This is a genomic window from Kitasatospora sp. MAP5-34 (assembly GCF_029894335.1).
GTDB lineage: Bacteria > Actinomycetota > Actinomycetes > Streptomycetales > Streptomycetaceae > Kitasatospora.
The window spans coordinates 123925-140145 of the sequence record NZ_JARXZC010000016.1 but is presented as its reverse complement, the minus strand read 5'-3'; the positions used below and the strand labels follow the sequence as shown (position 1 = coordinate 140145).

Genomic DNA, 16221 nt, shown 5'->3' with positions numbered 1-16221 from the left:
GGTACCTCACCCCGCTCGAAACCCGAGCCAGGCTGCAGCACGACTTCACCCCCGCAGCGTAAGCAACCGCTGTCCAGGATCAGGGGGGAACTTCACACCCGCGTCCCACCACAGAACCGATCATGACGAAGGGCGTCCTCCCCAGAGGGAAAAAGCCCAGGTCAGGCACGCTTTGATCTGGTGGGCCGCCAGGGGCTCGAACCCTGAACCTACGGATTAAAAGATCAAGTCGGATCGTGATCCGACCGATTGCGATCGGTTACTTACGGCTATTTCTGCTGGTTGACGTGCTGCGGGTTGTTGTCGAGTCCAGGCTCGAAGCAGTGCTGACGCACAGTCCGCTCACGCATTGCTCACGCACGATGGAACGCCGGGACCTCTCGCAGACCATGAGACCCAAGGCCGACTACTCGATTACCCGCATCTGCCGCACGCTGCGCTCGGGATCATCTCAGTCAGTTTCGCAGCGATCGAGACGCGTGGGGCAGTCAGCGCCAGCATGCCGACGGCAGCTGAACACCAGCGCTCCACCACAGCTCGGGCCGGGCGGGAGGCGTGTCATCACCGCACGAGAACCAAGCACCCTGGCTCCCAAGCACGCCTGTCTCGCTACAGTGTTCAATCTCACGTCAGCCGTGCCCATGCTGCAACCTCGCGAAAGGGGGTACAGTCATAAGTGAACTCCATCGCGATGACTGCCCGGACTGTGGACGCGTCTACTACGAGCGGGGGGCTTGCCACATGATCGAAGCGGCCAGATGCCCGGACGGCATGCTCGCGGACCAGTGGATAGCGAAGCTTGAGAGGTCGAAGAGTCGACGCGACCTCGATCGACTGGCAGACATCGCAATCGTGTTCGAGAGCTTCGCGCGCCGCGGCACACTCGAGGTCCCCCGTGAGCTTAATGAGCTGGGCGACGGGCTGCGTGAGATCAAGGTCGGCAAGCATCGGTTCCCATTTTTCCACCTCGAGGGGAGCCCCGCTGGGGCCGTGCGGCTGACACACGGGTTCCTCAAGGGAACGTGGCCCACGCCCCGCGGCGAACTTGACAAGGCGAAATGGGTTAGACGGAAGGATCTGGAATCATGACCACCTTGTATGACCGGATCGCCGGAAGCATCGACGGCGCGAGGCGCCTTGCCGTTTCTCGCCTGAAGCATGAAGCCTTGCGGTCTCTGCATATCGCCCTGGAAACATCAGGGATCTCGCAGAACGAGCTGGCCAAGCGGTTGCACGTCCGCAAATCTGCTGTGAGTCAGACCCTTCGCGGCGACGGCAATCTGCGAGTCAAGACGATCGCCGAATATCTCCACGCGCTCGGGTTCGAGCTGGATATTCGCCTCGTGCGCGCGGGCGAGCCCCGTAAAGCCATAACTGAAGGCCGTGACGTCCGCCCGGCATTCTCCCCGGCTCCGGTAGACCAGCACCTCGAGCAGCCCGGTGAAGCCACCCCAGTTGGAGCAGCATCCCTCCACGCGGTGGACATGGGATCGGACCTCATGCTGCTAGAGATGACCATCCAGGGCGCAAGCAACCCTGCTGGACCGTTCCGATTCGAGGGCTCAGCCCTGATGGTGTCGAAGCCGAGTGCAAGACCGCGACACACCCCGCCTTCCGAGTTCAAGCCCCTGCGTCCCTTGGCGATGAAATGACCAACCAGTCCACTATCGGGCCAGCAGACCTGGTTCCAGTACTCCAGCGCGCAGAGCTGCTCTCCGTCCACGCCCTGGAGTTGCACGCCACCAGAAGCAGCGGCGATCATCCAACGAAAATCACCTGGAGCATGGAATCCGGGATGGCCCCCAGCGACGAGAGCGTGGATTACAAGTACGACGCCAAGTGCGTACTGACGGATGACGACGAATCCCCGATTGCTGAGCTCTACGTTGCTGTTCTTGCGCACTACAGCCTGGCTGATGGCCCTCCGATCTCCGACGCCGTCTTGAACGCATTCGGCAACGTCATCACCACTCCTGCAGTATTCCCGTACCTGCGCCAATACCTCCAAGACATGGCGGCGAGGATCGGGCTTCCGGGGTTCACGCTCGGCCTCCTTAAACCAAATCCGGAACATCAGGTCACGGTGTCCCTCAACTCACCCGCTCTGGCGTAACAAAGCTCCGTCGGTTCAATAAGTCGCCCCTCCTCATCGGTCAAGCGGGGCGGCCGTCTACTGCAACGAAGCGGGCCGGGCTCAGGGCAACGGTGGGCCCGGCCCGCTCCGCGAGCGCCTCTCACTGCGGGCCTTCGCAAGTTGAGGAATCCCAGCGAATGGATGCACCGCCGCTGGCGACAGTCGACCCTACCGAGAGGCGAGGAAATCTCCGCTTTCGACAGCCTCGCGCAGGACCGTGGCGAACTCCTGGGGCAGGAGTTTGACGGTGTCGAGGGCGGCCGTTGTCAGCGGGATCTCCTCCAGTAGGTAATCGCCTCGGCCTTCCTGGCTGAACTCGGGGCCGGTACGGTCCTCGAAGTTCCACTTCTCGATCCGGGCCAGATAGAACATCTGGCGTTCGTCGTCGGTCTCGATGGTGTGAAGGAGCTGCAGGATCTCGGCCTCTCCAGCGATTTCCTCACGGACCTCGCGCCGCAGGGCGTCCTCGGGGCTGGCGTCGGTGGTCTCGATCTTGCCGCCGACGATGACCCAGTACGGGTCGATGCCGGGGCGGATGCGCTTGATCAGCAGCATGGTGTCGTTCGGGGTGAGGAGGACGGCTCGGACGCGCTCTTGCATCGTGGTCTGCCTTCTGTGTGGCGGGGGTGGGCCGGTCAGTGGAGGAGCCAGCCTCCGTCGACGTGCAACGACTGGCCGGTGACGAAGGAGGCGCTGGGGCTGGCGAGGAAGGTGACTGCTGCGGCGACGTCCTCGGGCCGTCCTCGGCGTTGGATGCACTGGCGTCGGATCTGGTCCTCGGGCTTTGCGCGGTGGTGGTCGGGCAGGGCGTTCTCTGCCTCGACCTGGATGGCTCCGGGTAGGACAGTGTTCACGCAGATTCCGGCCGGGCCAAGTTCCCTGGCCAGCGAGCGGGTAAGGCCAAGGAGTCCGGCTTTCGCGGTGCTGTAGGCCGTCAGTCCGGGGCGTCCGGCGCGGGCGTTGATGCTGCCGATGTTGACGATCCGGCCCCAGCGGCCTGTGGTCATGCCGGGAGTGACGGCCTGGCAGGTCCGATAGTGGATGGTCAGGTTGGACTCGATGGCGCGGGCCCACTCGTCCTCGCCGAGCTGCTGCCACGGCATGCGGGGGTAGGCGCCGGCGTTGTTGACGAGGATGCCGATCGGGCCGAGTTCAGATTCGACCTGGCTGGTCATCATGACGACGGCACCCGGGTCGGTGAGGTCGGCGCTGACCTCTATGCCGGTGCGGCCCTCGCGGCGCACGTCGCCGAGCACGGCGCGTGCCTGGGGGATCTGGGCGAGGTGGTTGACGGCGACGGTGGCCCCAGCGGCGGCCAGGGCCCGGCTGATGGCGGCGCCGATGCCAGTGGCTCCGCCGGTCACCAGGGCCACCCGTCCCTGGAGCGGCAGCGCGGCGATGGGCAGGTCAAGCAGCGCGGCTGTGGTCATCGTCGGTCCAATCGTCGGGGCCGGTGGCGGGAGCGGGGGCGGTGCGGGTGAAGACCCCGCCTACGGCTTCGGGGTCCTGTGCCTCGGCGAGTTTGGCCAGCAGCAGGAGCAGGTCGTGGCTGGTGAGACGGGCGGGCGGGATCACGCCGAGGATCCGCAGGGTGAGGAAGTACCGGATCTGGGCGAGGAACCGGTCCGGGCTCAGGCCTGCGGCCGGGGCGAGGTCGGCCCGGACTCGGCCCAGGAGGCGGGTGATGGCCGCCTGTCGGCCTGCGCCGACAGGCCACGTGTACCGGATTTCCAGGCGGCGGTGCCGCTCATCGTGGTCGACGTGTTCGAGGTGCGGGGTGGTGACGGGAGGCAGGTGGAGCGGCAGGGTACGGGCGTAGACGTCGGGCTGGTAGCTCGGCACGAGCCAGCCGCCCATGCCCAGCAAATACCAGAGCAGGATGGCGATCTCGCCGCCGATGCTGTTGCGCCCGGCGTACTCGAAGTCGAGCCAGCACAGCGGGTCGGCGATGTTGGGCTCGGTGGGGTCGCCCTGGGTGAGAGCGGTGATCCACCGGCGGCCGGGGTAGAGGGCTTCCCGGGCATCCCGCACCGCGCTGGGCAGGTCGAACCGCAGCGCGATGCCGTTGACGACGAAGGTGTGGCCGGTGAAGATGCTCATCGGCATCGGGAGGCCAGTGCGGGTGGTGGGAACGGCCAGCCGGCCGGACAGGTACCAGGTGTCGATCCGGCCGCCGGGGCGGATGCGGTCCAGGTAGAGACCGGGGACACAGGCCGACAGCGGAGCGGGGTGCCCGCTGGCGGACACCGCATTCAGCAGGCTGTCGCAGACGGCGTCGATCAGGGCGGTGACCCGGGGCAGCGCGGCCGGGTCGCGGTCGGCCGTGGCGATGACGTCGCCCAGCAGCATGGTGCACCGGCCGCTGGCGAACACGTCCTCATAGGCCAACAGGTGCTTGCCGGACAGCTGGACGCGTCCCAGCAGATCGGGCACCGGCAGCGCGTGAGCGGCGGCCTGCCAGCCCCGGACTTCGGCGTCGGCCCTGGAGGGGTCGAGGACTTTGCGGAAGGCCGCCCTCGGCGTGGTCGGGGCGTTCATGCGCGACTCGTGGGAAGGGCGAGGGTGACCAGCCAGTGGCCTAGCACGATGTTCGCCAGCTTCACCGCCTTGTCCCGGTCCCCGCGGGCCCGGCGCCGCAGGTCGTCGCTAATGCCCGGCTCGCGTTCCAGGAAGACGGTCAGGGCGTCGTCGTCCGAGGCGCATTCGGTGCCCTCGAAGCGGAGCACCACCTTGGCCAGAAGCGCGGTGATCTTGAACAGAGCCCGCAGGTCGGGGGCACCCTTGAGGAACTGACGACGGATCTCGACAGCGGCCTGGACGCCAGCCTCGACACTGGCGGCCACGTCGGTGGCAGCGTCGGGCGCGGGCAGGGCCAGGCCAGGGCGGCACCACAGCGGCACGAGGGCACCGGAGCCGATCAGGGCAAGGACGTGCAGCAGGCGGGAAGTGACCACCCCGGTGCGGCACTCGTCCTGGGTCAGCACCGTCAGGCCGAGCTTGACGCCGCCGAGTTCGGCCTCCAGCTCGGCCAGGGCCTGACGGAGCCGGGGGATGCTGCTCTGGTCGGCGACCACGAAGACATCCAGGTCGGACCAGCCGTGCTGGTACTTGCCTCGTGCCCCGCTGCCGGTGACCGCGAGCAGGTCGATCACGGGCGGCTGCTGGACGGTGGTGCGGTCCAGCAGCGCCGACAGGTAGGACTCCAGGTTGACGGGGAGGCCCAGCGCGTTGACCGGCACGGTGGCCGGCTGCCGCAGCGGCCAGCGATGGGCCAGCGCGATCCCGTCCAGGCGCCTCTCCAGGTGGAGACGGCTGCCGTTGTTGTCCACCACCTCGCGGGCGAGCGAGGTGATCCCGGCCGCACCGCGCCGGGCCTTCACCACATCGCGCTCCACCACGTCGTCAGGTCCGGCGGTGCCGCGCTCGGCGCGGACACCGGGTGCCGTGTCGAGGTAGACCACGGTCAGCTGCTGGCCGAGCATGCGCCGCAGCTCGGCGGTCGCGTCGTGATCGTGCAGGGACTCGATGGTCAGTCTGTCCAGGAAGTGGTGGGCCGCGCAGTACCGGTCGAGGGCGTCGACCAGCAGTTCGGCCCGCACCACGGCGGCGACCTCGTACGGGTCGGCGATGCCCGCCCGGTGCGCGGCGTCCTCGATGAGGTAGCCGATCTTGAGTCGGCCGTACCCGTGCCGGGTACGCAGATACTCGCCCGCCGTGCTCTTGCCGCTCTCCGACATGCCAGCGAGCGCGACCACCCGCACCCCGGGCAGGGCACGCGCCGGGACGAGCGGTGTGTGCCGGTGGAGGCGCCGACGGATCTCGTCCTGAACGGCCACCACCCGGCGCTCGCCGATGACGATGGTCTCGGCCCACCGGCCCTCGCGGACCAGGCGGTGGATCTGCAGGTGAAGGTGACGCTGGTAGTCCGCGTAGGAGGGGGTGACGCTCCGCTCGTGCGAGAGGCTGCGGGCGGTGCCGATCACCGGGTCGTCGTCGTGCAGCAGCACGATGCCGTGCTCGGCGGCTTCGGCCGTCCGCAGGTCTGTGGCGAAGGGTTCCAGCAGTGCGCGGGCCCGGTCTGCGGCTCCCTCGGGGCCGGTGCGTTCGCGCACCGCGACGGTGGCGGCGAGGGAGGCTTCCAGCATCGGGATGCCCCGGTCCATGAAGCGTAAGGCTGCGGCAGCCGGCCTGCGGGACCGCTCGAGGTAGGAGCTGGCCAGTACGTCGGCGACCTCCTCGATGGGCCCGCGCTCGAACCACCAGGCGCCCATGCCCGCAGCCTTGATGCCGCTCCAGCGCGGGTCGCAGTCGTCCAGCGAGCCGGAGGTGGTGGCAGCCGGGCCGATCCGGCGGGCCAGGATGCCGATCTGTTTGGTCTTGCCCACGTTGTCCGGCCCGCTGAACGCGATCGTGGCGGGCGGGATGAGGGCGGGACTGTGCTCAGGGGAGATGGACACGAGATTCCTCCGCGAGGTGCTGCAACGTCTTGGAGCGGTGGGTAGCCCCGGCCGGGGGCTGTGGTGATCCCCGGCCGGGGATCGGGAAGGGGCGACTACCTACCGGCTGGGCCCGGCGGCTGCGGTACCGGCGGGGCCGGGGGCGCGGGTGGCGGGGGCGGTGGAGGCTGCGGGGCCTCCAGTGTCGGTGCGGCGGTTTGCGGCACAGTGAATCTCCCTTCGATGCGATGGGATGGCGGCCCGGGTTGGTGCTGGGCCGTAGAAGATGGGCGGCTCCGGCCGTGGGGGAACACCCGGAGCCGCCCGGCCCCGCCCCAGGCCGATGCGCTGGGAGCGCCAGAGCGGGGAGAACAGGGATCAGGCCGGCGGCACTGTGTCCGGGGCCGCCGCTGGGACGGGGGCTTGGCTCACGGCGCCGGCCTGGTGGTTGTGCTGGACCAGAACCGACAGCAGGCCGAGGACGACGGTGTGGCCGAGCACCCACAGCGTGGTCAGGGCATCGCCCACTGGGTCGCGGTGCTCGCCCCGGCGCCGGCCGCTCACACCCGCTCCACGGCGAGGTCGGCCCAGACCGTCTTGCCCCAGGCGTCCACCTCGACGCCCCACATGACGGAGAGGCGGTCTACCAGCTCCAGACCCCGGCCCGACTCGTCCTCGCCGTTCGCGGCGGCTACGAGGACCGGCAGGGCGCGGGAGCCGTCTCGCACTGCGATCCGTACGGCCCGCCCCGCAGGGTTGGTCACCCGCGCGACGGTCACACGCATGGTGGTCAGGCAACCGGTCTTAGCAGCGTTGGAGACAAGCTCGGTGACGAGCAGCATGGCGTCGTCGGCCAAGTGCTCCAGCCGCCAGTCCCCGAGCTTCCCTTGCACCAACTCACGTGCCGCCGAAGCGGACTTGGGCTCGTACGGCAGGAATGCCATCGCCGGGTGTGCGAGTGGCTCCGTTCTGGTCAGCACCTCGGTCGTCACAGTCCGCTCCTGGTCGCCAGGGCTGCCGGCCCCGGGCAGCGGGGGCTGTCCGGACAGCAGCGGTCGGAGGCAGCCGCCCGGGATTGCCCCGGAGCCGGTGTCGACTCGCGATCCCGAGCGGCTGACACCAAGTCAACCGGCGATCCTTCGTCCAAGACCCTGCGGCGAAGGCTCCGTTGTCTTTACCGTGTTTACCGCCCGCCAGCGCCGAGAAGGGACAGGCCATGGCCCAACCCGTGACGAACCACCAGCTCGAAGCAGCCATCATCGACGCGGAGATGACCTTCGACGCGCTCGCCCGAGGCGTGGTCCGGGTGGCGGCTGAAGTCGGCGTCCCCCTGCGCACCAACCCCTCGACGGTCCACAAGTGGCTGCGGGGCGCCGACCCCGATGGCGACACCCCGGCCTTCATCTGTGAGGCCCTGTTCCGTAAGACGGGACGGATCTACACCCCCGCCGAACTCGGGCTACGGTCGGTGGAAGAATCCGATCCGGGCCTCGGGCTGTCCATCGGCCCCGACCCGGTGGGCGTCCTCGCAGGGGTGTGGAGAGCTGATTTGGACCGTCGAAAGTTCCTGGCCGCCTCGGCGTACTCCGTCGCCGCGATGCACCTGCCACTGGAGTACGTGCGCGAGGGCGCCGAACGGGCCGCTGCCGTCCGCAGCGGCTCGGTGGCCGGTGTCGCCGAGGTCAGCGCCGTCCGCGACATGATCAGCATGTTCACCGAGATCGACGAACGCCACGGCGGCCAGCACGGACGCTCAGCCCTGATCCAGTACCTCCGCACCGACGTAGCCGCGCTCTGCCGAGGAACCTTCCGCACCCACGACGACCGGCAGCAGATGCTGTCGGCCGCAGCCGTCGGCGTACACCTGGCCGGCTGGAAGGCGTACGACGCCGGGGAACAGGGCCTCGCGCAGCGGTACTACCACCAGTCCTACGCCCTCGCGGTCGAGTCGGGGATCGTCGGCCACGACGCCTTCGTGCTGCGGACCCTGGCTCAGCAGGGCATGAAACTCCGCCACCCCGCCAAGACCTTCGCACTGTCCGACACAGCTCTGTCCCGGGTTGCCGGCCGGGTGGACGCCGCGACCGAGGCCCTCTTCACCGTCACCCACGCTCACGGCCTAGCCGCCACTAACCAGCGTCGGCCTGCTGTCCAGGCCGTCCAACGCGCCCGAGACCTGCTTGAGGCCGCCGACAACGACGACATGCCGTACTGGGCACGCTCCTGGGGCCCGGCCCGCGCAACCGTCAACTCCCGCTCTGCGAAGGTCTTCGCCCGCCTGGGCGACCGCAAGGGCGCGGCCGAGAACTATGCGGCAGCCGCAGCGACCAGGCCGGCCACCACGTATGCCCGCATCCAGGCTCTCGACCTCGTTGCCCAGGCCAAGATGGAACTCGCCGACGGCGGCATCGAGCAGGCATGCGGCACCTGGAACCGGGCGCTCGACGCGATGGCAGGCGTACAGTCCGTCCGCACTCGCCGCGCGGTCGTCGAGATGCGCAAGAGCCTGGCCCAGTTCAAGAGCCGAGGCGTCTCGGCGGCCCAGGAGTTGGACGAGCGAGCCGCCGTCTTCCTGACCTGACCACCCACGGCCCAACGTGGGAGACGAGCAGGCGCCAGGGTATCTCGGTTCAGCAGCAGATGACGGTGCCAGTGGCTCTGGCTGTCGGTCCGACGCATCATGCTGGACACGGGGGCTCATTCGAGCTGGCATGCGGTCGCAGGGGCGGTGACCAAAACTGACCGTACAGATGTATGAATTGGCACTTTCGCTTCGGACCTGTCGATGGCGAGTGCCAGGCTTTCGCCAGGGTTCCTGAAACGCCGAGTGGAGGGGGAAATCGATGGCCGACGGCGGCCGCCAGGCAGCGCGGGGTTTCCTGTACCAGTACCTGCGCACCTTAGAGCAGTTGATCGAGTTCACGGATGAACAGGATGTGTCGTGCGTCCGCGTCGAAGGACCGACCGATGAGACAACCGCGGTCGAGGCAGTCGACTTCGATGTGATCGACCATGATGGCTCGATCCGTCTCGCAGCGCAGGTCAAGAGCCGCATGCCGGGAAGCTCATTGGGGGCGTCAACCGCACTCGGGATCCTGATTAGCCTGGTAAGGAAGACCGAGGCACGCACCTACCAGCTCATCACCAACGGCACGACCTCCCCGAAGACCTCTTCACTTTGCGAGATCCTGGGGGCTGGCCTCGTCCCGGAGAAGCTGCGTCCGAAGCTCTTGGAGCTGATGCGCGACGCGCCTCAGCGGACGGACCAGCTGCAGAATCTGGGGGACCACGAGCTCACTCGCCTCGGACGATGCCGCGTGGTGTTCGACCCACGGGATGACGACGAGATCCGCGAGCAGCTTCGTTACTCACTGCGTACGATCCGCAATCGGGCGCGCCAAGGCCTGGGCGAGGGCTCGGCCGGCCTGCTCGCCGGATACCTGATCTCCGAGGTATTCGGCCGTGCAGCAGATGTCACGGGCAAGCGGGCGCGATTCACGACCGAGGAACTCCGACGACTCGTGCTCGTCGACAATGGGACACTCGTCCGCACCCACGGCTCCCGCGACTGGAGCGCAGTGGTCGGCCCCATGCCCCCGATCCCCGACGTGGAGCGCTCGGAGACCCTCGGCTGTCTACTGGCTGCCTTTCCGCGACACGACGGAATCGGGACCAGGGCAGCCATGCTCCTTGGGCCGTCCGGCATCGGAAAGTCGAGCCTGGCTGCTCTCTACGTAGGCGCTCGCGCCTACGCGTACGACTTCATCGGCTGGCTGGACTGCGAAACCGACTACTCGACCTTACTGTCGTTTCAGCGCATTGCCGAGACGCTGATTCCCTCGATCGGCGAGCGGCTCCGCGAAGCCGATGCGGACAAGCTGCGAAGCCTGGTCCATACCGCTCTCGACCGGGCGCCAGGACGCTGGCTTCTCGTATTCGACAACGTTGAGTCCCGGCGGCAGATCACTTCCTGGCTGCCCACCGCTGGTCGAGGTGACCTGATCATCACCACCATCGACGCGGCCAGTCACCCGGGGGCGGGGGAGATCGTCCACGTCGCTGCCATGCGGCGCGGCGAATCAGTTGACCTCCTTCGCAGGCGACTTCGCCTGCCCTCCGATGCAGACTCCCACCGAGAGAAGGTTCTGGATCGCTTGGCCGCAGATCTCGGGGACTGGCCTCTCGCGCTGGAACTCGGGGCGGGCTACCTGTACAGCTGCGGTGTAGACCTGGAGGGCGTCGATGAGTACCTTGGCAACCTGAAGGCACGCTCACTCGCCGATCTAGACTCGGTCCCGCCAGGGTACCCTCGCACGCTTGCAGGAGCCCTTAACCTGTGCATCGATCAACTTGAGTCACGAGCCGACCCTTACAACCTCGCCCACCCTGCGACCGCAGCAACTCAGATTCTCTTTCAGGCCGCTTTCCTCGCCTCGCATCAGATTCCAGCACACCTCCTGTTGGCAAGCGCCGTAGCAGATATGACCGAGGCGGAGGACTCCCACCAGGGTCCGATGTTGATGGCACCAGAAGTGGTGAACATCGGCGAGGTGCTGCGGGAGCTACACCGATTTTCTCTGGCGAGGAATGACCTTCCGATCCCGGACACCGACGGCGTCAGTGTTCCGGGAGCGGGCAGAACCATCAACGTCAACACCGTCAGTCAGTTGATCATCCGGGAGCGTGTAGGGAGACACCCGAATCTCCCGCACGTCGTCAATGGTCTCCTGTGGCACCTTGAACGCTGGCTGCGAAGCTCCGCCCAGCTGGGCGAACTTGAGCGGACCCAAGTCCTGCAGTCCCACGCAGAGACCCTGCTCGCGCACGTTGAATCCCTCGGCTTGGCCAACGACCGGGTCGCCCTGCTGTACGGGAATCTAGCCGGCCCCTTCCTTATACAAGGGAAGTATCTCCGAGCTGAAGCACTACTGCTCCGGGAGTTGCAGCTTCTAGAAACTGGGGAGCCGCAGAACGAAACCCTTCTCGCGCAGACCCGCCTGGCTCTAGCACAGACCTACCTGTTCGACAGGGGAAAGAGTACAGAAGTAGGCCTCGTGACAACCTTCGAGGACGTTGTCAGGCACCTGCAGTATGTCCTCGGAGTCGCAAGGCAATGGGCCTTCGAAGCGCCGGAAGCAGCCATGCGACTGGCCATAGAGGCCCGTACGCCGCTCAGTCACCCTGACGTCGCCGCTGCTGGTTCCCCGGAGTTACTGCGCCTCGCGGAGGCTTTCGAGGACCTGGAATCTCGCATCGCCCCCTCGCAGTACTCAACCAACCGCCGCTCGCTCGACCGCGCCGAGGAATGCCTCGGCCAGCAGCGATTTGCCGAGGCTGAGGCACTCTGCCGTGCACTCATCGACCAGAACCTCTCCGGACCAGTCGAAGCCGAAGCCCGCCGGCGATACATCGAGGCGCTCGCTGGTCAGCGCAGGTGGCTCGAGGTAGGGGAACAGGTTCGCTACTGGCAGCAGCATCCCCTTGCGCCCCGGTTGTACTTGCAGTCGATCGCGGATCTAATCCACAACGTAGGGTTGCACTGCATTCGCGGCATCGGTGCCGACGACCCTCACGCACTCCTGCTTTTCGGCGAGTTGCTCAATTGGCCAGACCTCGACTCCGTTCTGAACGCGGCCACACCAAGCCACCGGGATTCGATCAGCACCATGATCAGGTTGCGTGACACTCTACCCATCGGGGGCAGCCGGACCGGGTTCCCTCCCGTCTGATAAGCCGACACCGCCTGCACGACAGCCCGGCCAGACAGCGAACCGCAGTCTGGCCCGCATAAGTCCCGAACCACCACAAGCATTCGGCAGTCGGGGACGTTCCCGACCACCAAGGACGACATCGAACTGACACCGCCTGGGAGTTACCGACTCTGGCGGCGGTTCTGTACGTACGTGTTCTCCTGACGGACTGCCGGGTGGACCGGGTTGGTGGTGGGCCTGTCTGCCGGGACGGACGTGCGGGCGAGGGCAGCCTCGCGGCGCTTGTCGGGAAGGATGGCCAGGCGCCAGTTAAGGACTTCGGCGGGGCTGTCGGCGGTGTCGAGTTCTCGGCGGGCGGCGGCCTCGGCAAGGACGTGGCGCGGGCGTCGGCCGGTGCTCTCGGTCTTGGCGAGGGTGGTGGCAAGGGCCGGCCAGGCCGGGTCGGCGAGGATCCGCTCGGCGTGCTCGGGGATAGCAGCCCGAACGTCGGCGGCGAAGCGCTGGGTGGACTGTGGGGTCGGGGCCTTGCGGGTGAGGTCGGCGAGGACGGGTTCGGCGGTCTGCCGGTAGGCGGCGCGCAAGTGGACGAGGCTCTGCTGGGCGGCTGCGGCCTGCTGCTGGTGGCCGCACGCGTCGTGCCAGCGGGCGATGGCGATGAGCACGAACAGGGCGGTGGAGAGCAGGGCGGCTGCTGCGGCGCCGTCCTTGTCGGAGCCCAAGCCGTGCAGGAGTTCCTTGGCGGCGGTGCGCAGGGCTGCGGCCTGCTGGTGGTCGGCGTGGATCTTGGAGCGGTTGGCACGGTTGAACGCGGCTGCTGCGGCTCGCAGTTCGGCGCGGGCCTCGGCCGGTGCGGCGTTGGCGGCGTTGTGGAGGAATTCGCCGAACGCGGCTGCGTGGGCCTGGATGACCGTGTCCTGGTCCTGATTCTGGCCGCCGGCCTGCTCCTGGCCGTCGAGGTCGGTGTGGACCTGCCGCAGGACGGCGTCGGCGTGGCGCCAGGGGTTGGGCTTGGCGGTGCGGGTGGTGGGCTGGTCGGCGGACAGCTGGGCCGCGAGGCGTTCGCGCAGACGGTTGATGGACAGGTCGGGGGAGAGCTTGGAGCCGCCGATGTAGACGGGCTCGTCCTGGCCGTTGGTGTCGCCGGGAGCGGCGAGGCTGTAGCCGATGAGGTCGCCGGTCTGCGGTCCGATCCGGTAGCGGACCTTGATGCCGAGCGCGGTGAGGACGGCGAAGTACTCGGTTTCGTCGCGGGCAGCTGCCGCTGCCGCCTGGGCGTGGTCGTGCAGCCATTCCTTGGCACTCTGCTGATGGCCGGCGCGCTGGGCCTTCGCCTGCTCGGCGCTGGTAGGCATCGGGGCTGCGGTGCTGTCACCGGAGTTGAGCCGTCGCAGGCCGAGTTGTTTCTCGATCTCGCGGCACTCCTTCTGCGCTCGTTCCCCGTCGCGGTGGTTGCGGGGTCGGCGGCCGTCCTCGCGCACGCTGGTGGCGACGATGTGGATATGGTCCTCCGCGTGGCGCACCGCGATCCACCGGCAGCCGTGGTCGTCGCCATCGGGGGCGATGCCGGCGGCGTGGACAACTCGGCGTGCGACCTCGGCCCACTCCTCGTCGGTGAGGTAGCGGTCGCCGGGCGCGGTACGGACCGGGCAGTGCCACACGTGCTGCGGCACTGGCTCGCCGGTGCGCTGTTCGCGGACCTGCACGGGCTGGTCGAGGTAGTCGGCCAACTCGGACAGCACAGCCTGGTGCTGGTCGAGTGGGACACGGCCGGGGTCGGGGATGCCGGGCATGGCGAACGCGCCGACGATGTGCGCGTCCTCGTGTTCGTCGCGCCGGCCTGGGCCGTAGAGGTAGGAGAGCAGTCCGCGGGTGCGCGCGCCAGTGGAGACGTCAGGCACCATGGCGGCACCCCTTGATGACGTGTTCGAAGGCGAGGCGGGCGGAGCGGGCGCTGGCGTGGACCTCGTCCAGGACCTCCTCGGCGCGGTCGGGCAGGTCGCCCTTGTTGACCGCGAAGGCAATCTGGTTGAGGTTCACTCCAACGCGGTTCATCTCGCGCAGGAACCTGCCGGTCAGCTGCAGCAACTCGCTCGTCGCCTGCGGGGACGGCAGCGGTGCGATGGCGTCGGGGCGGCCGGTGGCGATGAAGGCGTGGGCGATCGTCAGCGCGCAGTCCATCAGGTATGCAGAGCGGGAACGCTTGAACGCTCGGGCGGCCGCGTCGATGAAGTCGCGTTCGGGTTCTTCCGCCGAGGCGGTGAGATTGATGGTGCGCTTGATGCCGCTGCGCGGCCGGTAGAGGATCTCGCTCAGCGGTCGGCTGGCGGCCGTCGTGCTGTCGGTAGGCAGCTCGAGGATGTTGAGAGCGGCGACGCCGCAGTGGACGAACTCGGCGGGATCAACGGTCGGAGACAGACGGACAGCAGGAGCGTCGTCAGTGGCAGCGGTGTCGGGCAGCTCCTCCTGGTCGAGGCCGCCCTCGGTCTCGACCTCCTGGTCCGGCGCTCCCTGGCGCCGGTCCTGCCCCGCCACCCCTGGGGCGGGGTCAAGCGCAAAGTCCTCAACGCCAACGGCGTTGTGGACTTTGCCCCAGCTTGCTCCGTCTGGTTCTCGTTTGCCGAACACCGGCCGCCAGAGGCCCTTCAGCTTACGGAACTTCGCGGGCTGCTCGGCGCCTGTGTCGGCGGGAAGCTGGTCGTTGGTCACGGATGCTCTCCGGTCGGGGTTATCGGGATCGTGGATCGCGAGGGACGGTCCGTGTGGGATCCGGGCCATGGTCCGGACGGCACGCGGTTTGGCCGTGCCGGGATCGCGGTGTAGGAGGCGGCAGAACAGGAGTTCCGGAGGTCCTGGAAGGCATCTGCGGGACTTCCGGAAGCAGGCCGTCCGTGCCGACGCGGGCTGCCCGCCCGATCCGGATGTCGTCGCGGCGGGCAAGCGGCTGCGATGGCGGCTCGGTCAGTCGACCGCTGGGTGGGCTCGGGCCATCTCGGGCTCCGCAGCGGTCTGCGCGTCCTTCAGGTGCTGCAGCAACTCGCCGAGGCGTCCGCTGGCGATCGGCGTGCCAGAGTCACGCACGGCCTTCTTGACCACGGCGAGGGTGGCGCCGTGCTCGGCGACGGCGGGCCGGGCTATCTCGATCAGCTGGTCCATGGTCGCCGCTGGCTTGCGTCCGGTGCGCTTACGCGGCGCGACAGGCTCGGGCTCCGCAGACGAAGCGTCAACGGAGTCTGATGGAGCGGCTTGGGCGTCGCCGCCCTGCGCCGATTCTGGTGCGGGCTGCGGGCTGGCGGCGGGCGTTTCGGTCGAAGGGGTGTGGTCCGTCGAGGCCAGGCTCAAGGCGGTCGTGGTCGTTGGGATGTGGAGGTGGCGTAGGAGCGTGGGGCCGACGGTTCCCCAGCCGAGGAGCAGGGCAGGGGCGACGGTGTCGAGCGCGGCGCGGCCGAAGTGACGGGCGAGGAGCGGTTCGGCGGTGTTCAGGACGAGGGTCAGCAGGCCGCACAAGTGCATCAGCCTGGTGGCCGAGCGGAGTTGCGCGGGGTCGGTGCCGGTGGCGGCGAGGTAGTGCTGGGCGACCAGGAGGCCGACTACGGACAAGTCGACCATCGGAGCGATCAGCGGCGCGACGGGGTGCGGGACGCCGAGCCGCAGGGCCAGGGTCCAGACGTTGCCGAAGGAGAAGACGAAGGCAAGGGCGGCGATGACCGCCATCACGATGGTGATCGTGGTGCGGGCGAAGGTGCCGGGGTCGGCCGGGCGGGCGACCGGCGAGCTGGCGGGCATGGTGATGGGATCCTCGGGGTGGTGGGGGGTGTCGCTGGGAGCCGTCTGTGCCGTCTTGGCCGTTGCAACCGCAGGTCAGGGCGGGTACGGCACGGGCGGGCGCGGGTGGCCTGTGGCGTCTTGAGCGCGGGTTGCCGCCGTCTCGGTACGGAGACGC

General features: G+C 68.2%; 14 protein-coding genes. 5 read left to right on the top strand and 9 right to left on the bottom strand.

Features of this window, described 5'->3' with window-relative positions; genetic code table 11:
• Positions 1–741: 741 nt before the first annotated feature.
• Genes P3T29_RS16050 through P3T29_RS16040 form a run of 3 tightly spaced genes read left to right on the top strand, consistent with a single transcriptional unit; the run spans position 742 to position 2113 of the window.
• Entirely contained in the window at positions 742–1089 is a 348-nt protein-coding gene (locus P3T29_RS16050; RefSeq protein WP_280717129.1) for a hypothetical protein, read from the top strand.
• Positions 1086–1652, top strand: coding sequence for a helix-turn-helix transcriptional regulator (locus tag P3T29_RS16045; RefSeq protein ID WP_280717128.1), 567 nt, complete (start codon positions 1086–1088; stop codon positions 1650–1652). The genes P3T29_RS16050 and P3T29_RS16045 overlap by 4 nt, the downstream gene beginning before the upstream one ends.
• Positions 1649–2113, top strand: a complete 465-nt coding sequence (locus P3T29_RS16040; RefSeq protein ID WP_280717127.1) for a hypothetical protein — start codon at positions 1649–1651, stop codon at positions 2111–2113. Before P3T29_RS16045 ends, P3T29_RS16040 begins: the two co-directional genes overlap by 4 nt.
• A gap of 189 nt (positions 2114–2302) precedes the next feature.
• Here P3T29_RS16040 and P3T29_RS16035 read toward each other — a convergent pair whose 3' ends face one another.
• The 6 genes from P3T29_RS16035 to P3T29_RS16010 form a co-directional block, all read right to left on the bottom strand.
• Positions 2303–2734, bottom strand: a complete 432-nt coding sequence (locus tag P3T29_RS16035) for an NUDIX domain-containing protein (RefSeq protein WP_280717126.1) — start codon at positions 2732–2734, stop codon at positions 2303–2305.
• Between the two features lie 35 nt (positions 2735–2769).
• Complete coding sequence (gene fabG, locus P3T29_RS16030) at positions 2770–3564, bottom strand: 3-oxoacyl-ACP reductase FabG (protein ID WP_280717125.1); 795 nt, start codon at positions 3562–3564, stop codon at positions 2770–2772.
• A complete protein-coding gene (locus P3T29_RS16025) occupies positions 3542–4672 on the bottom strand; it encodes a hypothetical protein (RefSeq protein WP_280717124.1) in 1131 nt (376 codons plus the stop codon). The genes fabG and P3T29_RS16025 overlap by 23 nt, the downstream gene beginning before the upstream one ends.
• Positions 4669–6591: a nucleotidyltransferase domain-containing protein gene (locus P3T29_RS16020; protein ID WP_280717123.1), complete on the bottom strand. Its 1923-nt coding sequence runs from the start codon at positions 6589–6591 to the stop codon at positions 4669–4671. Before P3T29_RS16020 ends, P3T29_RS16025 begins: the two co-directional genes overlap by 4 nt.
• A gap of 357 nt (positions 6592–6948) precedes the next feature.
• The gene (locus P3T29_RS16015) at positions 6949–7134 is read right to left on the bottom strand and encodes a hypothetical protein (RefSeq protein WP_280717122.1); all 186 of its coding nucleotides are present in this window, start codon (positions 7132–7134) and stop codon (positions 6949–6951) included.
• Positions 7131–7562, bottom strand: a complete 432-nt coding sequence (locus P3T29_RS16010) for an ATP-binding protein (protein ID WP_280717121.1) — start codon at positions 7560–7562, stop codon at positions 7131–7133. The genes P3T29_RS16015 and P3T29_RS16010 overlap by 4 nt, the downstream gene beginning before the upstream one ends.
• Positions 7563–7798: 236 nt before the next feature.
• Between P3T29_RS16010 and P3T29_RS16005 the strand changes: the two genes are divergently transcribed.
• Entirely contained in the window at positions 7799–9151 is a 1353-nt protein-coding gene (locus P3T29_RS16005) for a hypothetical protein (protein WP_280717120.1), read from the top strand.
• Positions 9152–9413: 262 nt separating this feature from the next.
• Positions 9414–12299: an NB-ARC domain-containing protein gene (locus tag P3T29_RS16000; protein WP_280717119.1), complete on the top strand. Its 2886-nt coding sequence runs from the start codon at positions 9414–9416 to the stop codon at positions 12297–12299.
• A 143-nt stretch (positions 12300–12442) separates the two neighbouring features.
• Here P3T29_RS16000 and P3T29_RS15995 read toward each other — a convergent pair whose 3' ends face one another.
• The 3 genes from P3T29_RS15995 to P3T29_RS15985 form a co-directional block, all read right to left on the bottom strand.
• A complete protein-coding gene (locus P3T29_RS15995; protein WP_280717118.1) occupies positions 12443–14182 on the bottom strand; it encodes a relaxase/mobilization nuclease domain-containing protein in 1740 nt (579 codons plus the stop codon).
• Positions 14172–14987: a hypothetical protein gene (locus P3T29_RS15990; RefSeq protein ID WP_280717117.1), complete on the bottom strand. Its 816-nt coding sequence runs from the start codon at positions 14985–14987 to the stop codon at positions 14172–14174. The genes P3T29_RS15995 and P3T29_RS15990 overlap by 11 nt, the downstream gene beginning before the upstream one ends.
• Before the next feature lie 252 nt (positions 14988–15239).
• Positions 15240–16064 (bottom strand): DUF2637 domain-containing protein, encoded by an 825-nt coding sequence (locus P3T29_RS15985; RefSeq protein ID WP_280717116.1) that lies wholly within the window; start codon positions 16062–16064, stop codon positions 15240–15242.
• Positions 16065–16221: the final 157 nt, after the last annotated feature.